14 protein-coding genes are annotated in these 18,862 nt (G+C 49.6%); 5 read left to right on the top strand and 9 right to left on the bottom strand.

Annotated features, from left to right (window positions below):
• Window positions 1-137 precede the first annotated feature (137 nt).
• The 4 genes from acnD to QEZ41_RS06810 all read right to left on the bottom strand — a co-directional run bounded on the left by acnD (window position 138) and on the right by QEZ41_RS06810 (window position 6,030).
• Window positions 138-2,732 carry a Fe/S-dependent 2-methylisocitrate dehydratase AcnD gene (gene acnD / locus QEZ41_RS06825; protein WP_289410684.1) on the bottom strand — a complete coding sequence of 865 codons (2,595 nt, stop codon included), beginning with the start codon at window positions 2,730-2,732 and terminating at the stop codon, window positions 138-140.
• Between the two features lie 453 nt (window positions 2,733-3,185).
• Window positions 3,186-4,322: a bifunctional 2-methylcitrate synthase/citrate synthase gene (prpC, locus tag QEZ41_RS06820; RefSeq protein WP_289410643.1), complete on the bottom strand. Its 1,137-nt coding sequence runs from the start codon at window positions 4,320-4,322 to the stop codon at window positions 3,186-3,188.
• Window positions 4,323-4,420: 98 nt separating this feature from the next.
• Window positions 4,421-5,311 carry a methylisocitrate lyase gene (prpB, locus tag QEZ41_RS06815; protein WP_289410642.1) on the bottom strand — a complete coding sequence of 297 codons (891 nt, stop codon included), beginning with the start codon at window positions 5,309-5,311 and terminating at the stop codon, window positions 4,421-4,423.
• Between the two features lie 2 nt (window positions 5,312-5,313).
• Entirely contained in the window at window positions 5,314-6,030 is a 717-nt protein-coding gene (locus QEZ41_RS06810) for a GntR family transcriptional regulator (protein ID WP_289410641.1), read from the bottom strand.
• Between the two features lie 809 nt (window positions 6,031-6,839).
• On the opposite strand from QEZ41_RS06810, the gene QEZ41_RS06805 reads away from it, so the two are divergent.
• From QEZ41_RS06805 to QEZ41_RS06785, 5 genes are all read left to right on the top strand, one after another.
• Complete coding sequence (locus QEZ41_RS06805) at window positions 6,840-7,334, top strand: ATP-dependent zinc protease family protein (protein ID WP_289410640.1); 495 nt, start codon at window positions 6,840-6,842, stop codon at window positions 7,332-7,334.
• A 3-nt stretch (window positions 7,335-7,337) separates the two neighbouring features.
• A complete protein-coding gene (rloB, locus tag QEZ41_RS06800; RefSeq protein WP_289410639.1) occupies window positions 7,338-8,861 on the top strand; it encodes an osmotic stress tolerance membrane protein RloB in 1,524 nt (507 codons plus the stop codon).
• A gap of 4 nt (window positions 8,862-8,865) precedes the next feature.
• Complete coding sequence (locus QEZ41_RS06795) at window positions 8,866-9,846, top strand: alpha-L-glutamate ligase-like protein (RefSeq protein ID WP_289410638.1); 981 nt, start codon at window positions 8,866-8,868, stop codon at window positions 9,844-9,846.
• Between the two features lie 8 nt (window positions 9,847-9,854).
• Entirely contained in the window at window positions 9,855-11,186 is a 1,332-nt protein-coding gene (locus QEZ41_RS06790) for an anthranilate synthase component I family protein (protein WP_289410637.1), read from the top strand.
• 119 nt (window positions 11,187-11,305) lie between these two features.
• Window positions 11,306-12,154, top strand: coding sequence for a coiled-coil domain-containing protein (locus QEZ41_RS06785; protein ID WP_289410636.1), 849 nt, complete (start codon window positions 11,306-11,308; stop codon window positions 12,152-12,154).
• A 52-nt stretch (window positions 12,155-12,206) separates the two neighbouring features.
• On the opposite strand, the gene QEZ41_RS06780 is transcribed toward QEZ41_RS06785, so the two are convergent.
• The 5 genes from QEZ41_RS06780 to msbA form a co-directional block, all read right to left on the bottom strand.
• Window positions 12,207-13,829: a methyl-accepting chemotaxis protein gene (locus QEZ41_RS06780; RefSeq protein WP_289410635.1), complete on the bottom strand. Its 1,623-nt coding sequence runs from the start codon at window positions 13,827-13,829 to the stop codon at window positions 12,207-12,209.
• Window positions 13,830-14,249: 420 nt separating this feature from the next.
• Window positions 14,250-15,134, bottom strand: a complete 885-nt coding sequence (locus tag QEZ41_RS06775) for a TIGR01777 family oxidoreductase (protein ID WP_289410634.1) — start codon at window positions 15,132-15,134, stop codon at window positions 14,250-14,252.
• Window positions 15,135-15,603: 469 nt separating this feature from the next.
• Entirely contained in the window at window positions 15,604-16,143 is a 540-nt protein-coding gene (locus QEZ41_RS06770) for a DUF2058 domain-containing protein (RefSeq protein WP_289410633.1), read from the bottom strand.
• A gap of 16 nt (window positions 16,144-16,159) precedes the next feature.
• Window positions 16,160-16,993, bottom strand: a complete 834-nt coding sequence (gene mazG, locus QEZ41_RS06765) for a nucleoside triphosphate pyrophosphohydrolase (protein ID WP_289410632.1) — start codon at window positions 16,991-16,993, stop codon at window positions 16,160-16,162.
• Window positions 16,980-18,803, bottom strand: coding sequence for a lipid A export permease/ATP-binding protein MsbA (gene msbA / locus QEZ41_RS06760; protein WP_289410631.1), 1,824 nt, complete (start codon window positions 18,801-18,803; stop codon window positions 16,980-16,982). The genes mazG and msbA overlap by 14 nt, the downstream gene beginning before the upstream one ends.
• Window positions 18,804-18,862 lie beyond the last annotated feature (59 nt).

Here is an 18,862-nt window from a genome sequence, read left to right as displayed (position 1 = left end):
CTCAGCGCGGTGCGCATTTGGGTGACCGGGATGACCGGAGCAAAACCTCAGCTGCCAGGTTTGAACTTGTTCAAACTGGCTGCGTAGTTTTGCGTAGCGTCATCCCGGTCACCCACAGCACCAAAGCTAAAAAACCATCACTCCCCCAAAAAGTCCTTGGCAAATTTCTGCAACACACCACCTGCCTCATATACTTCCACATCATCGGCAGTATCCAGACGGCAAATCACAGGTACCTCAACCTTCTCACCGTTAGCGCGGTTAACCACCAAAGTCAGCTCGGCCAGCGGCGCAGGAGTACCTTCAACGTCATAGGTCTCGGTGCCGTCCAGTTTCAGCGTCAGGCGGTTGGTGCCTTCCTTGAACTGCAGTGGCAACACACCCATGCCAACCAAGTTGGTGCGGTGGATGCGCTCAAAGCCCTCGGCCACGATGACCTCAACACCGGCCAGACGCACACCCTTGGCGGCCCAGTCACGGGACGAGCCCTGACCGTAGTCGGCACCGGCAATGATGATCAGCGGCTGCTTGCGATTCATGTAGGTCTCAATGGCTTCCCACATGCGCATGACTTCGCCTTCCGGCTCGACACGGGCCAGCGAACCCTGCTTCACGCTACCATCCTCGTTGCGCACCATCTCGTTGAGCAGCTTGGGGTTGGCCAGGGTGGCACGCTGGGCGGTCAGGTGGTCACCACGGTGGGTAGCGTAGGAGTTGAAGTCCTCCTCCGGCAGGCCCATTTTGTGCAGATATTCACCCGCCGCTGAATCCATCATAATCGCGTTGGATGGCGATAGGTGGTCGGTGGTGATGTTGTCCGGCAACAGCGCCAGCGGACGCATGCCCTTCATGGTGCGAGGCGCGGCCAGCGCACCTTCCCAGTAAGGCGGACGGCGCACATAGGTACTCATTGGACGCCAGTCATACAGCGGGCTTGGCGCACGCTCGGCGGCTTCCATGTCAAACATCGGGATGTAAATCTGGTTGAACTGCTCGGGCTTGACGTATTTGTTGACGATGGCGTCGATTTCTTCATCGCTGGGCCAGATGTCTTTCAGGCGGATTTCCTTGCCATCCACCACGCCCAGCACATCCTGCTCGATATCAAAGCGGATGGTACCAGCAATCGCATAGGCCACTACCAGCGGTGGCGAGGCCAAAAACGCTTGTTTGGCATAGGGGTGAATACGGCCGTCAAAGTTGCGGTTACCCGACAGCACCGCGGTGGCGTAGAGGTCGCGGTCGATGATTTCCTGCTGAATCACAGGGTCCAGGGCACCGCTCATGCCGTTACAGGTAGTACAGGCAAAACCGACGATGCCAAAGCCGAGCTTTTCCATGTCACCCAGCAGATCGGCCTCTTTCAGATATAGCTCGGCTACTTTGGAGCCTGGCGCAAAAGACGACTTGACCCAGGGCTTGCGGGTCAGGCCCAGCTCGTTGGCTTTTTTCGCCAGCAGGCCAGCCGCCACCACGTTGCGCGGGTTGGAGGTGTTGGTACAGGAAGTAATGGCGGCAATAATCACCGCGCCATCGGGCATCAGGCCCTCAGCTTCCTGTGCGCGCGCGGCCTCCAGATTGCCGGCAATGCCTTTGGCCGCCAGATCGCTGGTGGAAACACGGGCGTGCGGGTTGGACGGGCCGGCAATGTTGCGGCCAACAGTGGACAGGTCAAACTTCAGCACACGCTCGTATTCGGCGGTTTTCAGGCTGTCTGCCCACAGGCCGGTGTGTTTGGCGTACTGTTCAACCAGCTCGATCTGCTTGGGGTCGCGACCGGTCAGGCGCAAATAGTCGATGGTCTGGCCGTCGATGTAGAACATCGCCGCAGTGGCACCATACTCAGGCGTCATGTTGGAGATGGTGGCACGGTCACCAATGGACAGGCTGTCGGCACCCTCGCCAAAGAACTCGACATAGGCACCCACTACACGCTCGGTGCGCAGGAATTCGGTCAGCGCCAATACGATGTCAGTTGCGGTAATGCCCGGCTGGCGCTTGCCGGTCAGCTCGACTCCGACGATATCCGGCAGACGCATCATGGACGGGTGGCCAAGCATCACGGTTTCAGCTTCCAAACCACCCACACCGACAGAAATCACGCCCAGTGCATCCACATGCGGCGTATGACTATCGGTACCAACACAGGTATCCGGGAAGGCCACGCCTTCACGCACCTGCACCACGGGCGACATTTTTTCCAGGTTGATCTGGTGCATGATGCCGTTACCGGCCGGAATAACGTCCACGTTGTCGAACGCGGTCTTGGTCCAGTCGATAAAGTGAAAACGGTCTTCGTTGCGACGGTCTTCGATTTCACGGTTCTTCTGGAAGGCATCGGGGTCAAAACCGCCACACTCAACGGCCAAGGAGTGGTCAACAATCAGCTGGGTTTGTACCACTGGGTTGACCTTGGACGGATCGCCACCCTTGGCGGCAATGGCATCACGCAGACCGGCCAGGTCCACCAGCGCGGTCAGACCGAGAATGTCGTGGGTTACCACACGGGCCGGATACCAGGGGAAGTCCAGATCACGCTTGCGATAAATCAGCTGCTTCAAGGAATCGGTCAGCGCGTCCGGCTCACAGCGGCGCACCAGCTGCTCGGCCAGAATGCGCGAGGTATAAGGCAGCTTTTCATAGGCACCTGGCTCAATGGCATTGACCGCCTCGCGTGCATCAAAATAATCCAGCACACTGCCGGGGAGGTTTTTACGGTATTGAGTATTCATGGTCATGGTCTTTTTTCCTGCAATTTACAGTACGAATTTTATGCACAAACTTCAGCGCTCAGTGCATGCGCGGTTTGTAATAACCGGCAAGCTGCAACACGGTTCGGGTTAAGCGCAATAAGTCAGCATATCAATGCCAACAAACAAGAAGTCTTTGAATGAGGAGTGACGCCATTCAAAGAATTCCTGCCAGGAATTCAGGCGGGCAACGCCCGCCCTACTCTTTCCAACACGATTGATGCTGCAGACTGCACAATACTTAATGCAGGTGGTGGGTATGTAGCAAAGCTTTTGTCGCCATGGATGGCGACAGAGAGCCTACAGGGCAGTTTTTTGCTCCTGCAAAAACTGCATTTCCGCCATCCATGGCGGTCAGATGTACTTGCGGCGTCTTTGCGCAATACCCACTGCCTGCACACCATGTCAACCCAACAGCCTCAATCAAACAACCAATTAACGCTCGTTAATGGCCGGTACTGGACGTTGCTCTTCACCTATATACTCCGCACTCGGACGGATAATACGGTTGTTAGCACGCTGCTCAAACACGTGTGCCGCCCAGCCCGTTACGCGTGAGCACACAAAGATCGGCGTAAACAGCGGCGTTGGGATACCCATAAAGCGGTAGGCAGAAGCGTGGAAGAAGTCAGCGTTAGGGAACAGCTTCTTCTCGTCCCACATCAGCTTCTCTATGGCGCAGGAAACCGGATAAATTACGGTATCGCCAACTTCGGCTGCCAGCTTCTCGGAGTACGCCTTGATCACTTCGTTGCGCGGATCAGACTCGCGGTAGATAGCGTGACCAAAGCCCATGATCAGCTCTTTGCGAGCCATCATCGCCTTCAGCTCAGCAACGGCTTCATCAGGGGTCTGGAAACGGTCGATCAGGTCCATGGCTGCCTCGTTGGCACCACCGTGCAGCGGGCCACGCAGCGAACCGATGGCACCGGTAACACAGGAGTACAGGTCAGACAAAGTAGAAGCACAAACGCGACCAGTGAAGGTAGAGGCGTTAAATTCGTGTTCGGCATACAGAGTCAGCGACACGTTCATCACTTCGCGGTGCAGATCGCTAGGTGACTTGCCGTGCAGAAGGGCCAGGAAGTGACCGCCCAGATCCGGCTCATCAGTGACGCACTCAATGCGTTTGTTGTTGTGGCTGAAGTGGTACCAGTACAGCAGCATGGCTGGCATGGATGCCAACAAACGGTCTGCTACATCCAGCTGCTGATCAAAAGACAGCTCAGGCTCCAAGGTACCTAGAACGGAAACACCCGTACGCATCACGTCCATCGGGTGAGCATCGGCAGGAATGCGCTCAAGCACTTCTTTCAGTGCTGTAGGCAGATCGCGCATACCTTTCAAACGCGTTACATAGGCGTCCAATTCAGCTTGGTTAGGTAGCTTGCCGTACCACAACAGGTATGCAACTTCTTCAAACTTCTTACAGTTCTTGGCAAGATCGCGTACATCGTAGCCGCGATAAGTCAGGCCAGCGCCCTCTTTACCCACGGTGCACAGTGCAGTTTGTCCAGCGATTTGACCGCGCAAACCTGCGCCGCTAAGTACTTTTGGTTTTGTTTCAGCCATGAGTGTAGTCCTCGTAATTTTTATAATGACGCTTTAACGGTGTTCAATTGAACTTTTAGTTACCACACAACCAGCGCCTTGGCTCTGGTTTTAGTGCGTTAGTTACCTTTCTTTTGCGCAAACAATGCATCTAAGCTTTGCTCAAAAGCATGGTAGTTAATGCGGTCGTAAAGCTCCATACGGGTTTGCATGGTATCGACAACATTCTCCTGCGTGCCATCGCGGCGAATCGCGGTGTACACATTTTCCGCTGCCTTATTCATGGCACGGAAAGCAGAAAGCGGATACAGCACCAAGGACACATCCACAGAAGCTAATTGCTCAGTGGTGTACAGCGGTGTTGCGCCAAACTCAGTGATATTAGCCAAAATCGGCGCCTTGATGCGATCAGCAAAGGTTTTATACATCTCCAGCTCGGTAATGGCTTCAGGGAAAACCATATCCGCACCGGCTTCGATACAGGCAGCAGCGCGGTCTAGCGCAGAGTTCAAACCCTCAACCGCCAACGCATCAGTACGCGCCATAATGACAAAGCTGTCATCAGTACGCGCATCTACGGCTGCTTTAATACGATCAACCATTTCTTGCTGGGTCACGATTTCTTTGTTCGGGCGGTGACCACAGCGCTTAGCACCCACTTGGTCTTCAATATGAATGGCCGCAGCGCCAAACTTGCACATGGACTTAACGGTACGTGCCACGTTAAACGCAGACGAACCAAAACCAGTATCCACGTCCACCAACAAGGGCAGATCACAGACATCCGTAATACGGCGCACGTCAGTGAGTACATCATCCAGAGTGGAGATACCTAGGTCTGGCAAGCCTAACGAGCCTGCAGCTACACCACCACCTGACAAATAAATCGCTTTAAAACCAGCACGCTTTGCTAACAAAGCATGATTGGCATTAATAGCACCTACAACCTGTAATGGATGCTCATTAGCTACCGCATCACGAAAAAGCTGGCCTGGAGTTTTACGGCTCATAATTAACCTCTTATTGGTGTTTGTGCACTATTGGCACTTTGAAAATAACGCTCAACATTGCGCCTTGATGCGGCTATGTGTCTACGCATCAACAGCTCAGCAAGTTCACCATCGCCATCGGCAATGGCATCAAGAATTTTGTGATGCTCTTTAAAGGCTTGTTGTGGACGGTTAGGCGTGGATGAGTGCTGAATGCGGTACATGCGCACCAGCTGATACAGCTCTTCACCCAGCAATTTAACCAGCATCTGGTTATTGCTGCCTTGAATGATTTTGTAATGAAAGTCGTAATCGCCTTCTTGCTGGAAGTAATCAATTCCTGCTTGGAAAGCGGCATCGCGTTCGTGCGTTGCTAACACTTCACGCAATTGCATGACCTGTTCCTCGGTCATACGCTCAGCGGCCAAGCGACAGGCCAAGCCCTCTAATGACTCGCGGATTTCATACAACTCAATGAGCTCTTTATGTGACAACGAAACCACGCGCGCGCCGATATGCGGAATACGTACCAATAAGCGTTGCCCCTCAAGGCGGTGAATCGCTTCGCGTAATGGCCCGCGACTGATACCATAGGTACGCGCAAGCTCTGGCTCTGATATTTTACTGCCAGGAGCTATTTCACCGCGTACAATCGCAGCTTGAATATTGCGGAATACTTGCTCCGAGAGCGTATAAGACTCTTCTGCAACTCCGGACAACTCTTCAACCTCTGCTCGCATATTGTCTACACCTACTCATTCCCGCAGGACATAAAACCCAACATATAGAACTGATTGTCGACAATATTAAGAATACTGTCAACAATCATGCGACCTTGGTCGAGAACCCTGTGTTTTTTGACTGCACTCTCTGCAACAGTATTAAGGAGTATAAAACACCATGAAAGGAGGCACTACTAAAAGAAGGCACTATAGGCGTACTGGCGCCAACAGCACGGCATTTGTTTAAATGGCGAGGGCTGTATTTTTTGCTTATTAAAGGCGCGCAAATAACAACCTTCTAGCTTAAGAAGCCTCTGAATAACTACCTGCGTAGCTACCACTGCGTTAAAAACGTACTCACAATCTTTAGATTGAACGTGCTTTAGCACGGCCCCGAAGGGGGAGCGAAGCGAATAAAATGCTCATTTACTCGGTGTAAACTGCGCTTTTTCGCACGTTTTGACTCGCTAGTGCTCACCCTTCGGGCCAGCCTTTGGCTGTTACTCCCGTTGGTCGTTGCGCCTTGTGTTAGCGTCCTCGGTAACGTTATTCAGAGGTTCCTTAACTAGCCTTTAATGAGCGGTTTAGCATTAACCAGCACACTGAGTTGCACCCACTACTTCTGGGTGATTATTTTCTAGGTTCCTCTACTCAACCCATAGTTATTTTTCACTTAGCTGATTAGAATGGTGCTCCTTTTCATGCCTGCATTTGCTTCGTCCGTACAGCGAACAAATCAAGAATTCTTACAGGGTTTAATAGACGTGTTTAAAATAAAGTTGATACTCCAAACTTTTTTCCTCACCTGCTTAACTAGTGTCACCGCCATGCAAACAACCCATGCAGCAGAAAAACACATCTACGGGCTTTACGAAAAAGTACTGATTGCAGAAGTTGGCCTGCTCGTAAAAGCCAAATTAGACACAGGTGCTCAAACCTCATCACTTAGCGCACAAGACATTGAACATTTTGATAAAGACGGTGAGCCTTGGGTGCGTTTTCGTTTAGCCATTGAAGATGCTGCGCCACACACTTACGAACTTCCCCTGGCCAGAGTAAGTAAAATCAAACGCCGTGACGGTGACTTTAAACCTGAAGTACAGCGCTCTTACATCAAGCGCCCCGTGGTCACCATGACTGTATCTATGGGCACTCAACAGCACGCCATAGAAGTGAACCTTACCGACCGTAGCCGCTTTGAGTTCCCTATGCTGGTAGGGGCCACAGCACTGCAGCAGTTCAACGCCATCGTGGATCCTAGTCTTGAATACCAAGCGCAAACACCAACGCTAAACACCATCAACAATCACGAGTTTGACTAACCCATGCGCGCTCTGAACTTACATTTAAAAATCCTTATCACCCTGTTAGTCGGCCTAGGTGCTCTGATTACGGGTTATCAGATATTCGTGCTCAATATTCCCTTGACCGAACACGAAGTAGACAACCTATGGAATATCGATGCCAAAGTTGAGTTTCAGGCAAAAACCAATGAACCAGTCAAATTGCAAATGTTTGCACCACCGGCCGAACAAAACCACGTTATTCTTAATGAGAGCTTCATATCTAACAACTACGGCGTAAGTATCAACAAGCTCGACAATAACAGACGTATCACTTGGTCAGCACGACGCGCATCCGGCAAACAAACGCTGTATTACCGTCTTGTAGCCTCAAGTCGCTACAACCTTGAAGAAGGCAAAGCCAAAGGCCCTGTTTACCGCGAAAGCATTGCGGTGGATGGCGTAGAAAAAATTGCCGCTGAAGCGTTGCTGGCTTCCATTAGACAAAACTCCGCTGATGTAGAAACCTTTGTGACCGAAGCGATCAAGAAAGTTAACAATAGGAATGACGATAATGCCAAACTCCTCTTAAGGGGCGACTACTCGAGCACAAAAAAAGCAGAGGTTATCGAGCTGGTATTATCCATCGCCCATGTGCCTATCCAACGCATGCACACCATACGCTTAGAAAGCAGTAGCAACCAAGAACCTGAGTTGTGGCTGCGTAGTTTTAATGGCAAAAAATGGCTGTATTTTAATCCGCAAACCGGCGAGCAAGGCATGCCTAAAGATCGCTTGGTCTGGTGGTATGGTGATGAACCTGCCTTTAATCTAGAAGGCGGTCTTAATCCACAAATAAGCTTCAGCATCAATAAGAATGAAATAAACGCCATGCGTTTAGCTCAACTTTCCAGTGATGCCAGCAGCCACTTCTTGGATTACTCCCTCTATGCACTGCCCTTTGCTGAGCAGCAGAATTACCACATCATGCTGATGATCCCTGTCGGCGTGCTGATTATTCTGATTTTACGCAACATTGGCGGTCTGCAAACGCTAGGTACTTTTACTCCAGTGTTGATTGCGCTGGCTTTCCGCGAAACCCAGCTAGTTTTCGGGATTGTGTTATTTACTTTAATCACCGCGCTTGGTTTATCATTACGCTCCTATTTAGAGCATTTAAAACTACAGATGCTGCCGCGACTATCCGTCGTGCTGACCTTTGTAGTGATTTTATTTGCGTGCATCAGCCTGTTCAGTCACAAACTCGGTTTGGAACGCGGGCTGTCAGTTACGCTCTTCCCAATGGTTATTTTGACCATGACCATTGAGCGTCTGTCTATTACGTGGGAAGAGCGCGGCGGTAACAACGCCTTTAAAGTGGCTATAGGCACTTTGTTTGCCGCTTCACTGGCGTACTTCTTAATGAGCTCTGTGCAGCTAAGCTACTTTATCTTCACCTTCCCCGGCACCCTGCTCATCATGACGGGCTTTATGCTGGCAATGGGACGTTATCGTGGTTATCGCTTAACCGAACTTTTCCGTTTTAAAGCCTTCCTCAAGGATTAGTGACATGCTCGGTTTAATCAAAACATGGCGTGAGCTTGAAGCCAAAGGCATTATGGGCATTAACCGCCGCAACGCTGACTACGTGCTTAAATACAACAAGCGCAGCCTATACCCTCTAGTTGACGATAAAATCCTCACCAAAGAACGTGCGATAGCTGCCGGTATTCAAGTACCCGAAATGTACGGCATCATTGAGACAGAAAAAGGTATTAGCAAGCTGCACCAACTCCTCGAAGGCCATAAGGATTTTGTGATTAAACCAGCTCAAGGCGCAGGTGGTGACGGCATTATCGTTATTGCTGATCGCTTCGAAGGGCGTTACAAAACGGTATCAGGCAAGTTGATGAGTCATGATGAGCTTGAACATCAGGTTTCCAACATATTGACCGGCCTGTATTCGCTAGGAGGCGCTAGAGACCGTGCGCTGATTGAATACCGCGTTACGCCCGACCCAATCTTTAAAAGCATCAGTTACGAAGGCGTGCCTGATATTCGCATCATCGTACTGATGGGATACCCTATTATGGCCATGCTACGCCTCCCGACCCGCCAGTCTGGCGGCAAAGCCAACCTGCACCAAGGTGCAATCGGTGTGGGCGTTGACCTAGCTACCGGTATTACGCTGAAAGGCACTTGGTTAAACGACAAAATCAGCAAACACCCAGACACTGAAAACCCCGTTGATGGCGTGCAACTACCGCACTGGCAAAATTTTATGGAATTAGCAGCAAGCTGCTACGAGCTATGTGGTTTAGGTTATATCGGCGTCGATATGGTGCTAGACCAAGAGCTTGGTCCGCTAATTCTTGAGCTCAATGCGCGCCCGGGCCTGAATATCCAAATCGCTAACAACGCAGGACTTACCCATAGAGCACATGCCATAGAAGAGCATTTACAGCAGCTCAAGCTGACGGGCACACAAGAGAGTCCGCAGCAGCGTATTAACCTTGCTCAGTCCTTATTTGACACTAATCACGAGCTCTAGCTGAGTGTATGTCTAGCCAGTATTACCCACTTCCTTACGTCACTGACACCAGCGGCTATTTCGCCTGTATTCAGGCTGCACCGGGAGCTATATGGCTGGATTCCGGACGTCCTCACTGCACCTCAGGACGCTACGATATCTGTAGCGCATGGCCGAGCAGGCAGTTACAACTGCAGCCCAACGAGTCTACCGGTGAGTTTTTAATCCGCACGCGCGCTATGCTGCACACTCTGCCTGCTGAAGCCTGCCCAGTGGCAGACTTACCCTTTACCGGCGGCTTACTAGGTTATCTTGCCTACAGCGCTGGCGTGCCTAAAAGCCGGCATGCAAGCCAGCTGGTTCCAGCCAGTATCGGCTTATATCCTTGGGCGCTCATCAATGATCATCAGTCGCAGCGCACTGGACTGATTTGCCACTCCAGCGTTCCAGCGGCCAGGCAACAACAGCTTGTTGCCTTGTTTAACCCTTCCGCGCCAAAAACAACTGAAACATTTACACTATCCCAGCCGTTTCAGGCGCAAATTCAGCCAGATGAGTACCAAGCTGCCATTGCACGTATTCAAAGCCTAATCGAGCAAGGTGAGTGCGAGCAGGTGAACTTCGCACAATCCTTTAACAGTTATTATCAAGGCGACCCTTGGCAAGCCTACCTCAGCTTACGTGCGGTCTGCCCCACACCCTATGCCAGCTTTATCCGTCTTGGAGCGCAAGACGCCGTATTAAGCGCATCGCCCGAGTGTTTTTTACAGGCGCAACAACAGCAGGTTCGCACCTATCCCATAAAAGGCACACGCCCGCGTGGCGCAACTGCGCTGCTTGATAAGCAGCTGGCTGATGAGTTACGCAACAGCGATAAAGATCAGCGCGAAAACCTGATGATTGTCGAGCTTATGCTGCAAGAGTTGTTGCAATGCTGTCATCCCGATACTTTGCATACGCCGCAGTTATGTCAGCTGGAAAGCTTTGCCAATGTACATCACTTGGTTAGTTGTATTACCGGCCAGCTTAGCCAAGATAAGGATGCTCTAGACCTGCTCCAACACTGTTTTCCGGCTGGCTCAATTAGCGGCACACCGAAAAACAGCGTGATTGAAGTGATTGATATGCTCGAAGCGGACTCAAGAGAAGTGTATTGCGGATCGGTTTTCTATCTTTCTAATCATGGTCAATTCGACAGCTCAGTCACTATTCGTACTCTGCTCGCCCAAGATGGATTACTACGCTGCTGGGGCGGCGGTGGCATCACTCAGGGCTCTGACTGGCAAGCCGAGTATCAAGAGTCTATTGATAAGGTCAGTGTGTTGATGCGCTGCCTTGAAGAAGCACACTTGGTACGCTGAGCGCTACAGATTAAAACCTCTAGCCAGGATTGCTGACCAATACAGGCAAATTCACTTATGCGCAGTTTTACGCTATAACACAGACTTTGCCGCTAACGAAAAGGTTAAAAGATCTCTGCATGCCAGCTAACAAAAACACTCCCGCTCCTAATGATGAGCTACCCAGTCTTACCGCACAGTCTGACGACAGCATTCAACTTGAACCTTTACTCGGCGAAACCTCTCGGCTGTTTAATCAACCTAGCAAAAAACCGCGCCAATTGGCTATTTGGTTCGCCATAGCAAGCATTGCCGCAGGCACAGGAGCTCTAGCCTACAACAATTATCAGCGCATGCAGCTTCTGGAACAGCAGCTGATCGCCACACAAGACAACTTTGCTGAAATTAGCGGTGATGCTGCCAAACATATTCAAAGCATCTCTGGACAGCTCAATACCAGTCAGAGCAGCGCTCAATCAAAAATCGCAACATTGAGCCGCACACTCACAACACTGCAGCAGCAACTTGAGGCTATCAACACACAAACAGGCAAAAACACTGAGCAGGTGCGTTCGCTCTCCAAGCAACAGGAGCAGCTGAAGCAACGCTTAACACAACATGCCAACGCAGTAAAAGAAGGCTTGCTGGCCGTCGATGCCGCTCAGCAACAGCTGGGTAGCGAAGTTAAGCTCGGCTTTAAGCAGCTAGAAGTTTTTCAGCAACAGCAATCCCAGCAGTTGGAGGTTAACCAAACCCATAATCAACAGTTAACCCTAATCCATGCTGAGCTTGAAGCCTTAGCCCAGCACTCTGAACAGCTCAATGAACAACTCAAGCAGTACCATAGCAATCAGTTGGCCTTACAAAAGCTGCAACAAGAACTGGATAAGATTCACGCTGAACAGGTTGGGCTCGCACAAGAATTTCAAGCCTATCGAGCGCAAATAACACGCAGTATCAACGCTTTAAATGAAGCCATAAAGCCATAAAAAAAGCCCTGCTATTGTTACCAATGGCAGGGCTTAAAAGGTGACTTGTGGGTTAGAGTTTAAATTGTCCAACCAAATGGTTTAACTCGGCGGCTAGGCGCACCAACTCTTCGCTGTTCTGCGATGTTTTAGTCGCCCCTGCTGAAGTCTCGTCCGCAATCTGGCTGATCGTAGTTACATTACGGTTGATTTCATCAGCCACTGAAGACTGCTCCTCAGCTGCAGTCGCGATTTGCATGTTCATATCGCTGATGGTTGCCACCTCTGCAGCAATGACATGCAAGCTTTGTGCGGCACGCTCCACGCGCTCCGTACCATAGCCAGCGCGGTCTTGGGCGCCACCCATAGCAGTCACTGCATTAGAAACTCCTTTTTGTAACTGCTCAATCATGTTTTGAATTTCTTCAGTGGAATGCTGGGTACGTGACGCCAAAGTACGCACCTCATCGGCTACTACAGCAAAACCACGACCCTGCTCACCCGCTCGTGCTGCCTCGATGGCCGCATTCAAAGCCAACAAGTTGGTTTGTTCGGCAATACCCTTGATTTCACTTAACACCTTGGCAATATTGGCGGTATCGCCTTCCACCTGAGCAACCACCTGTGCGGCGCTCTCGATCTCATTAATAAGCGTACGTATACCTTCTATCGCCTCTTGCGCAACGAGCACACCGTTGCTCGCTTCTTGGTCTGCACCCTGTGAAGCCTGCGAAGTCTGTGTTGCATTTTGCGCCACCTGCTGCACTGTGGCGCTCATCTCATTCATGGCCGAAGCCACCATGTCAGTTTCAGTACGCTGCGCTACAACAGCCTTAAGGGTATCGTCAGCAACGGAAGCCACCTGATCCGATACTTGACTCAAACGTTGCGTAACACTCGACACAGCATTGAGACTATGGCGGAACTTACCGATCATGCGGTTAAAGGTCTCACCCATAGCGCCCACTTCGTCTTTGGCATGTACCTCTACGGTGCGGCTTAGATCGTCAGCGTGCGTCATTTCTTCCATGGTTTGGCGCATCGCGTTAATACGCACAATAACCACTCGACGAACAATATAAATGATAACAATCAGCCCAACAATTAACAGCAATAACTGAATGGCAGCGCTCATCAGGATATTTTGCATCACCTGCTCATCAAGTGCTTCCAGTGAATAGCTTATTCGTACCGCACCTACCACCATATTTTCGGGCACCATGTGACACATCAAACAATTAGTGCCGCGATAATCTGTTTCGGCCAATATAGGATTAATCACCGTTAAAATGCGCGAGCCTTGCCTGTCATCAATATGTACCACAGGATCGCCATTAAGCGCGCGCTCATCCAATTCATCTAGAGCAACCTGATAGTCATAGCCCGGACCATACATTGAGTTAATCGCATCATTGCGAATAATCCGCGCCTCAACTACCCCAGGACGCTCAAGAATCTTGCTGCGTAACACTTCGCGCTGAGCCATAGTACCCGTCAACATCATGGTGTTAATGCTGTCAAAGTACGTATCTGCAGCGTCTTTGGTTTGTTGCTCAACAACTTCGAGCACTAGCTGTTTTTCATTGCTCGCAGAAAAAAGCAAAGAAGCCGACATCATCACAAAAAAAACCGACAGCATTGCAATGTTTATTTTGGTCTGCACTGACATGTGTTTTGTTTTTGGCACTTGGCTCATGCTTTAACCCTCAAGGTACTTCTCTTTTTTATAACCTAAAAGTTGCAGGTTCCTTTACAGGAGCTTTTAGTTTTGAAAATCGTGTCGACTGTAAGTGTATTCGGCTTACCCGTTAAAACCTTGAGCAAATAGCCGTTAATTAAATTATTGCTTTATTTTTATAACAATAATTACTCGCACATGCCATAAAATTGGCATCCAGCATCGCGCACATGAATAACTTGCAAGACGCATGCCACACATACAGCTTCAACCAAGCCTGTACTGTGACAACCGACACACTTTATCACCTATTTTTTATACGCAAAAGCACTGAGTAAGCAAACACCACCCACTAAAAGTAGTAAGGACTTTTCGAAACTTACAAATAAAAATCTAAGATTCTGATTTTCAGTACTGAATTAGAGCTGCAAACGCACTTTAATAAATCTGCGCTAAAGCGCCCTCAAGCTCAGGGTAGTTAAATTTGAAGCCTTCATCTAATAAACGCTGTGGCAGCATTTTATCGCTAACCAGCAGCAGTTCAGCCAGCTCACCAAACAATAACCTCAACACCTTTTCCGGCATAGGGAGCAGAGTGGGTCGGCGTAATGCAGCGCCTAAGGATTGCGTGAAATCGGCATTAGTTACAGGATTGGGGGCACTGGCATTAAATACGCCACGCGCTCGCTCAGTGTCTACCAGCCATGCATACACTCTGGCCATATCTTCAAGATGGATCCAAGGGAACCAATGCTGGCCCTTACCCAATCGACCGCCCAAACCCAATTGAAAAGCCGGAAGCATTTTGCTTAAAGAGCCACCCCCTTTACCCAGCACCACACCCGTGCGTACTAAACAAACGCGTACGCCCAAAGCCTCGGCGGCTAAAGCGGCTTTCTCCCAAGCGGCACAAAGTTCATGTGTAAAGCCGTCACTTGGTTGGGTTTGCTCGGTAACCGTTTTATCACCCTGCTCACCGTAATAACCCACGGCGGAGGCCGATACGAGAACCTTGGGAGGAGTAGCTTGCGCCTTCATCCACTCCACCAACTGTTCAGTTGTGTTAACTCTAGAACTTATCAATAGCTGTTTGCGTGCGGACGACCAGCGTTTATCGGCAATTCCTGCGCCGGCCAAATTAATCACGGCGTGCACAGAATCAGGTTCTAACTCGCTTAACTGATTAACAAACTCAGTCACACCCTGTGGCAACACTGGTTTGGTTTGCCGCGTCCACAAAATCAGCTGGTGTCCTTGGCTGACTAACAGTGGGCAAAGCGCTTTACCAATAAAACCTGTACCGCCAGATATTAAAATACGCATATAGACCTCGACCCGATTGATTGAACTGTCAGCCGTTGAGTGTCCATGACAGCACTTTTTTCACCCCAGTATCAACAGCATTTTATGTTGGGGAGTTTGCGACCTAACTCAAAAACACTTATCAAAAACGACAATTTTCAGGGGCTTATTCTATGCAAAGCCATATGCACCATAGGCTTACACAATGCATCCACAAATACTGTGGATAACTCTGTGCATATCATGCTGACAAAACCAGCTTCCTCTTGACTGCATTGGTTCTAGGGCGGTTTGCTGCTTTTTTAGGCACTGACTAAAAGTCCTACTAAATCAGCAACTTGTGCCCACATGAAAAATCATTGCATGATTTAGTGTTTTTTAGCGCAGCTTAACGCAACATCAATTTAATCTGTGTACAACTACTGTTACCGAGGTATAACTGCGCGCTCATATCAGCAATTAGCGCGCAATAACAGCCCTATCCTTGGCTTTACCACATTAAATCATCCGGCACCTGATATGCTGCATAGGGATCGTCTTCATCCGGTGTTTCAGTGGCTACATTTAACAGCACAATCCTGCGCGGATCGCGCTCTTCAATCTTTACTGCTGCATCACGGGGAATAATTTCATACCCGCCACCGTGAGTCACAATGGCTAAACTTCCGCTGCTGAGTTTATTACGCACCAACTCATTGACAGCAATACGCTTAACTTTTTTCTGATCCACAAAGTTGTAATAGTCATCTGTATCGAGTTTGGGCAAACGACTGCTCTCAATCAGCTGTTTGATTTGTGCAGCACGGGCTTTTTTTTCTGCTTTTTCTTGCTGCTGCTGATTAAGTTCTTGATCGCGTTTAGCTTTATCTGCAAGCGCTTGGGCAGCTGCTTCTTGGCTTGAGTTATCAGCTTCAGCTTGCCCTTTATGTACTAAACGTTTTTCTTTCCTTTTTTGCCGTTCGGCCTGCTTCGCTTGTTTTTCGTTAACTAGCCCAGCTTTCAGCAACTGATCGCGCAAGGATAAACTCATCACCACTTCCTCAAACTTATGATTTAGCCAAACTTTGCTTGGCTGCATTCCACAGCGATTCCAAAGTAGCTAAATCGCATTCGGTTATTTCTTTGCCCTGTTCAACTAGGCGTTGTTCAATGTAATTAAAACGTTGGTAAAAGCGTTGATTGGTCAAGCGCAGTGCTTGCTCAGGATCCACCTTAACAAAGCGCGCCAAGTTACCAACTGAAAACAACACATCCCCAAGCTCATGCTCTATGGCCTGTGCATCCTGCTGCTCAATGGCTTCTTGCAACTCAGCTATTTCCTCTTGAATTTTTGCTAACACTGAAGATAACTCTTGCCAATCAAAGCCTACTTTTGCTGCTTTTTTTTGCAGCTTAGTAGCACGAGTCAACGCTGGTAGATTCAACGCGATACCATCCAGCACTGAAGCAGCTGGTTGCGCCTGCTGCTCGGCGCGCTCCTGCGCTTTGATTTGCTGCCACTGCTGCTCTACCTGTTGCGGCTCTACTTTACCTGCTTCACGCTGACTGTGCAGCTCACCACTGGGGAAAACATGTGGATGACGACGAACTAACTTACGTACACAGGTATCCACTACATCAGCAAACTCAAAACGTGATTCCTCACGAGCCATTTGGCTGTAATACACCACCTGGAAAAGTAAGTCACCCAGCTCTGCAGGCAGCTGGGCAAAGTCTTGGCGCTCAATAACGTCCGCCACTTCGTAGGCTTCTTCAAGCGTGTGCGGCACTATGCTGTGAAAGTCTTGCGCTAAATCCCAAGGACAACCGGTCACGGGATCGCGCAGACGCTCCATCAGGTAGAGCAAATCCTCAAGGCTGTAGGCTTTAGTTTGATTCATCATCTACTTCTTGCTCAGGGGCTAAATCTTCAAATTGCGTCGCATGCAAACGGCTGTAGTAACCATTTTGTGCTAATAATTCTGCGTGGGTACCGCGCTCAACAATCTTTCCTTGGTCCATAACCAAAATCAAATCAGCACGTTCAATGGTGCTTAGCCGGTGAGCAATAACTAGTGTAGTGCGACCCTGCACCGCATGCTCTAATGCCGCCTGAATATGCCGTTCTGATTCGGTATCTAACGCCGAAGTTGCTTCATCTAAAATCAATAAAGGTGCGTTTTTAAGCAACGCACGCGCTATGGCTAAACGCTGCCGTTGCCCGCCAGACAGTAGCACACCATTTTCGCCCACCAGCGTTTGATAGCCCTCGGGCATACGCTCAATAAACTCAGCTGCATAAGCAGCTTCGGACGCCGCTTTTATTTGCTCAAGCGGTGCGCCGGCCAAATCACCATAGGCAATGTTATTGGCCACCGTGTCATTAAAGAGAGAGACATGCTGATTTACTAAGGCAATATGACGCCGCAAATTGCGCAACTTAAGCTGCTTTATATCCACGTTATCAAGCAGAATTTGTCCCTGATCGTACGCATAAAAGCGCGGTACTAGGCTAGCAAGAGTCGACTTTCCGCTACCAGAGCGCCCAACCAAGGCCACCATTTGCCCAGGTTCAGCGACAAAACTAATATCATCTAATACAAGTTTATCGGTTTGCGGATATGCAAAGCTCAGATTACGCACCTCTAAGCGCCCTTGCACCTGAGTTAACTCTTGCGTACCGCTGTCATCTTCTGGTTCTTCATCCAGCTGCTCAAAGATACTCTCCGCACCGGCCACACCACGCTGAATAGTCGAACTCACCTCAGACAGTTGGCGAATAGGTTTGGGTAACAAACCCGCCAAGGTGATATAGGCCACCAAATCCCCCGGCGATGAATCACCACGCAATAGCAAAACCAAAAACAACAACACCGACATTGCTGAATAAATAACCAACTGTAAAGAAGGAGTATATACCGCGGTGGTTTTCACCATTTTGAGCTGTCTTTTGGTGTTGCTATCACTGGCCTTTAAAAAACGCTCCTTCTCAAACTCTTCTCCGCCAAAACTGCGTACCACCCGATAGCCATGGATGGTTTCAGAAGACACGTGGGTAACGTCTCCCATGGCGACTTGAATTTTTTTACTTTGTTTGCGGAATTTTTTGCTTGCACTGCTCACCATCAATGCAATGAGGGGCAAAATTGCCACCATCACCAAAGTCAGTTTCCAGTTCATCCACAGCAGCATGCCAAACAAGAACACTACAGTCATGCCCTCGCGCACCACCACTTTAATGGCTTCGGTAGCAGCGCCTGTCACCATGGTCACGTTGTAGGTAATACGCGAAATCAAATGCCCAGAATTGTTTTGATCAAAATACACGTTCGGCAGAGTTAACAGGTTGTTAAACAGCTGCACGCGCAGATCATGCACCAACCCCAAGGAGACCTTAGCTAGAAAATAGTTACCCAGAAAAGAACCAACACCCTGCCACAGCGCAATAATCACAATCAGTAACGGCACAGCTTGTAACAAGCGCAACTCGGCTAACCAAGAGACATCTGGAAATAAAACCGCGTCAGGCGTGGTAAGGCCATCAACAAAATACTTTAAGACATAACCCAGCATCGGCTGGGTCGCTGCAAAAAGCAGATAGCCGAAAATACTGATGGAAAAAAGACCGATATAGGGTCTGACATAACGCAGTAGGCGAAAATAGATTTTTGCGCTAGAGAGACTTGTTTTGTTAGATTCGTTGCTACTCATAAACCACATACTCAGCTTTGCATATGGCGGCAAATACTAACACAAAGGCTTTGACTGTT

This window comes from Thiopseudomonas acetoxidans, assembly GCF_030362935.1.
In the GTDB taxonomy this organism is placed as follows: domain Bacteria; phylum Pseudomonadota; class Gammaproteobacteria; order Pseudomonadales; family Pseudomonadaceae; genus Thiopseudomonas; species Thiopseudomonas acetoxidans.
Note: the sequence above shows the minus strand (reverse complement) of the source record. Positions and strands in the feature narration are given on the sequence as shown.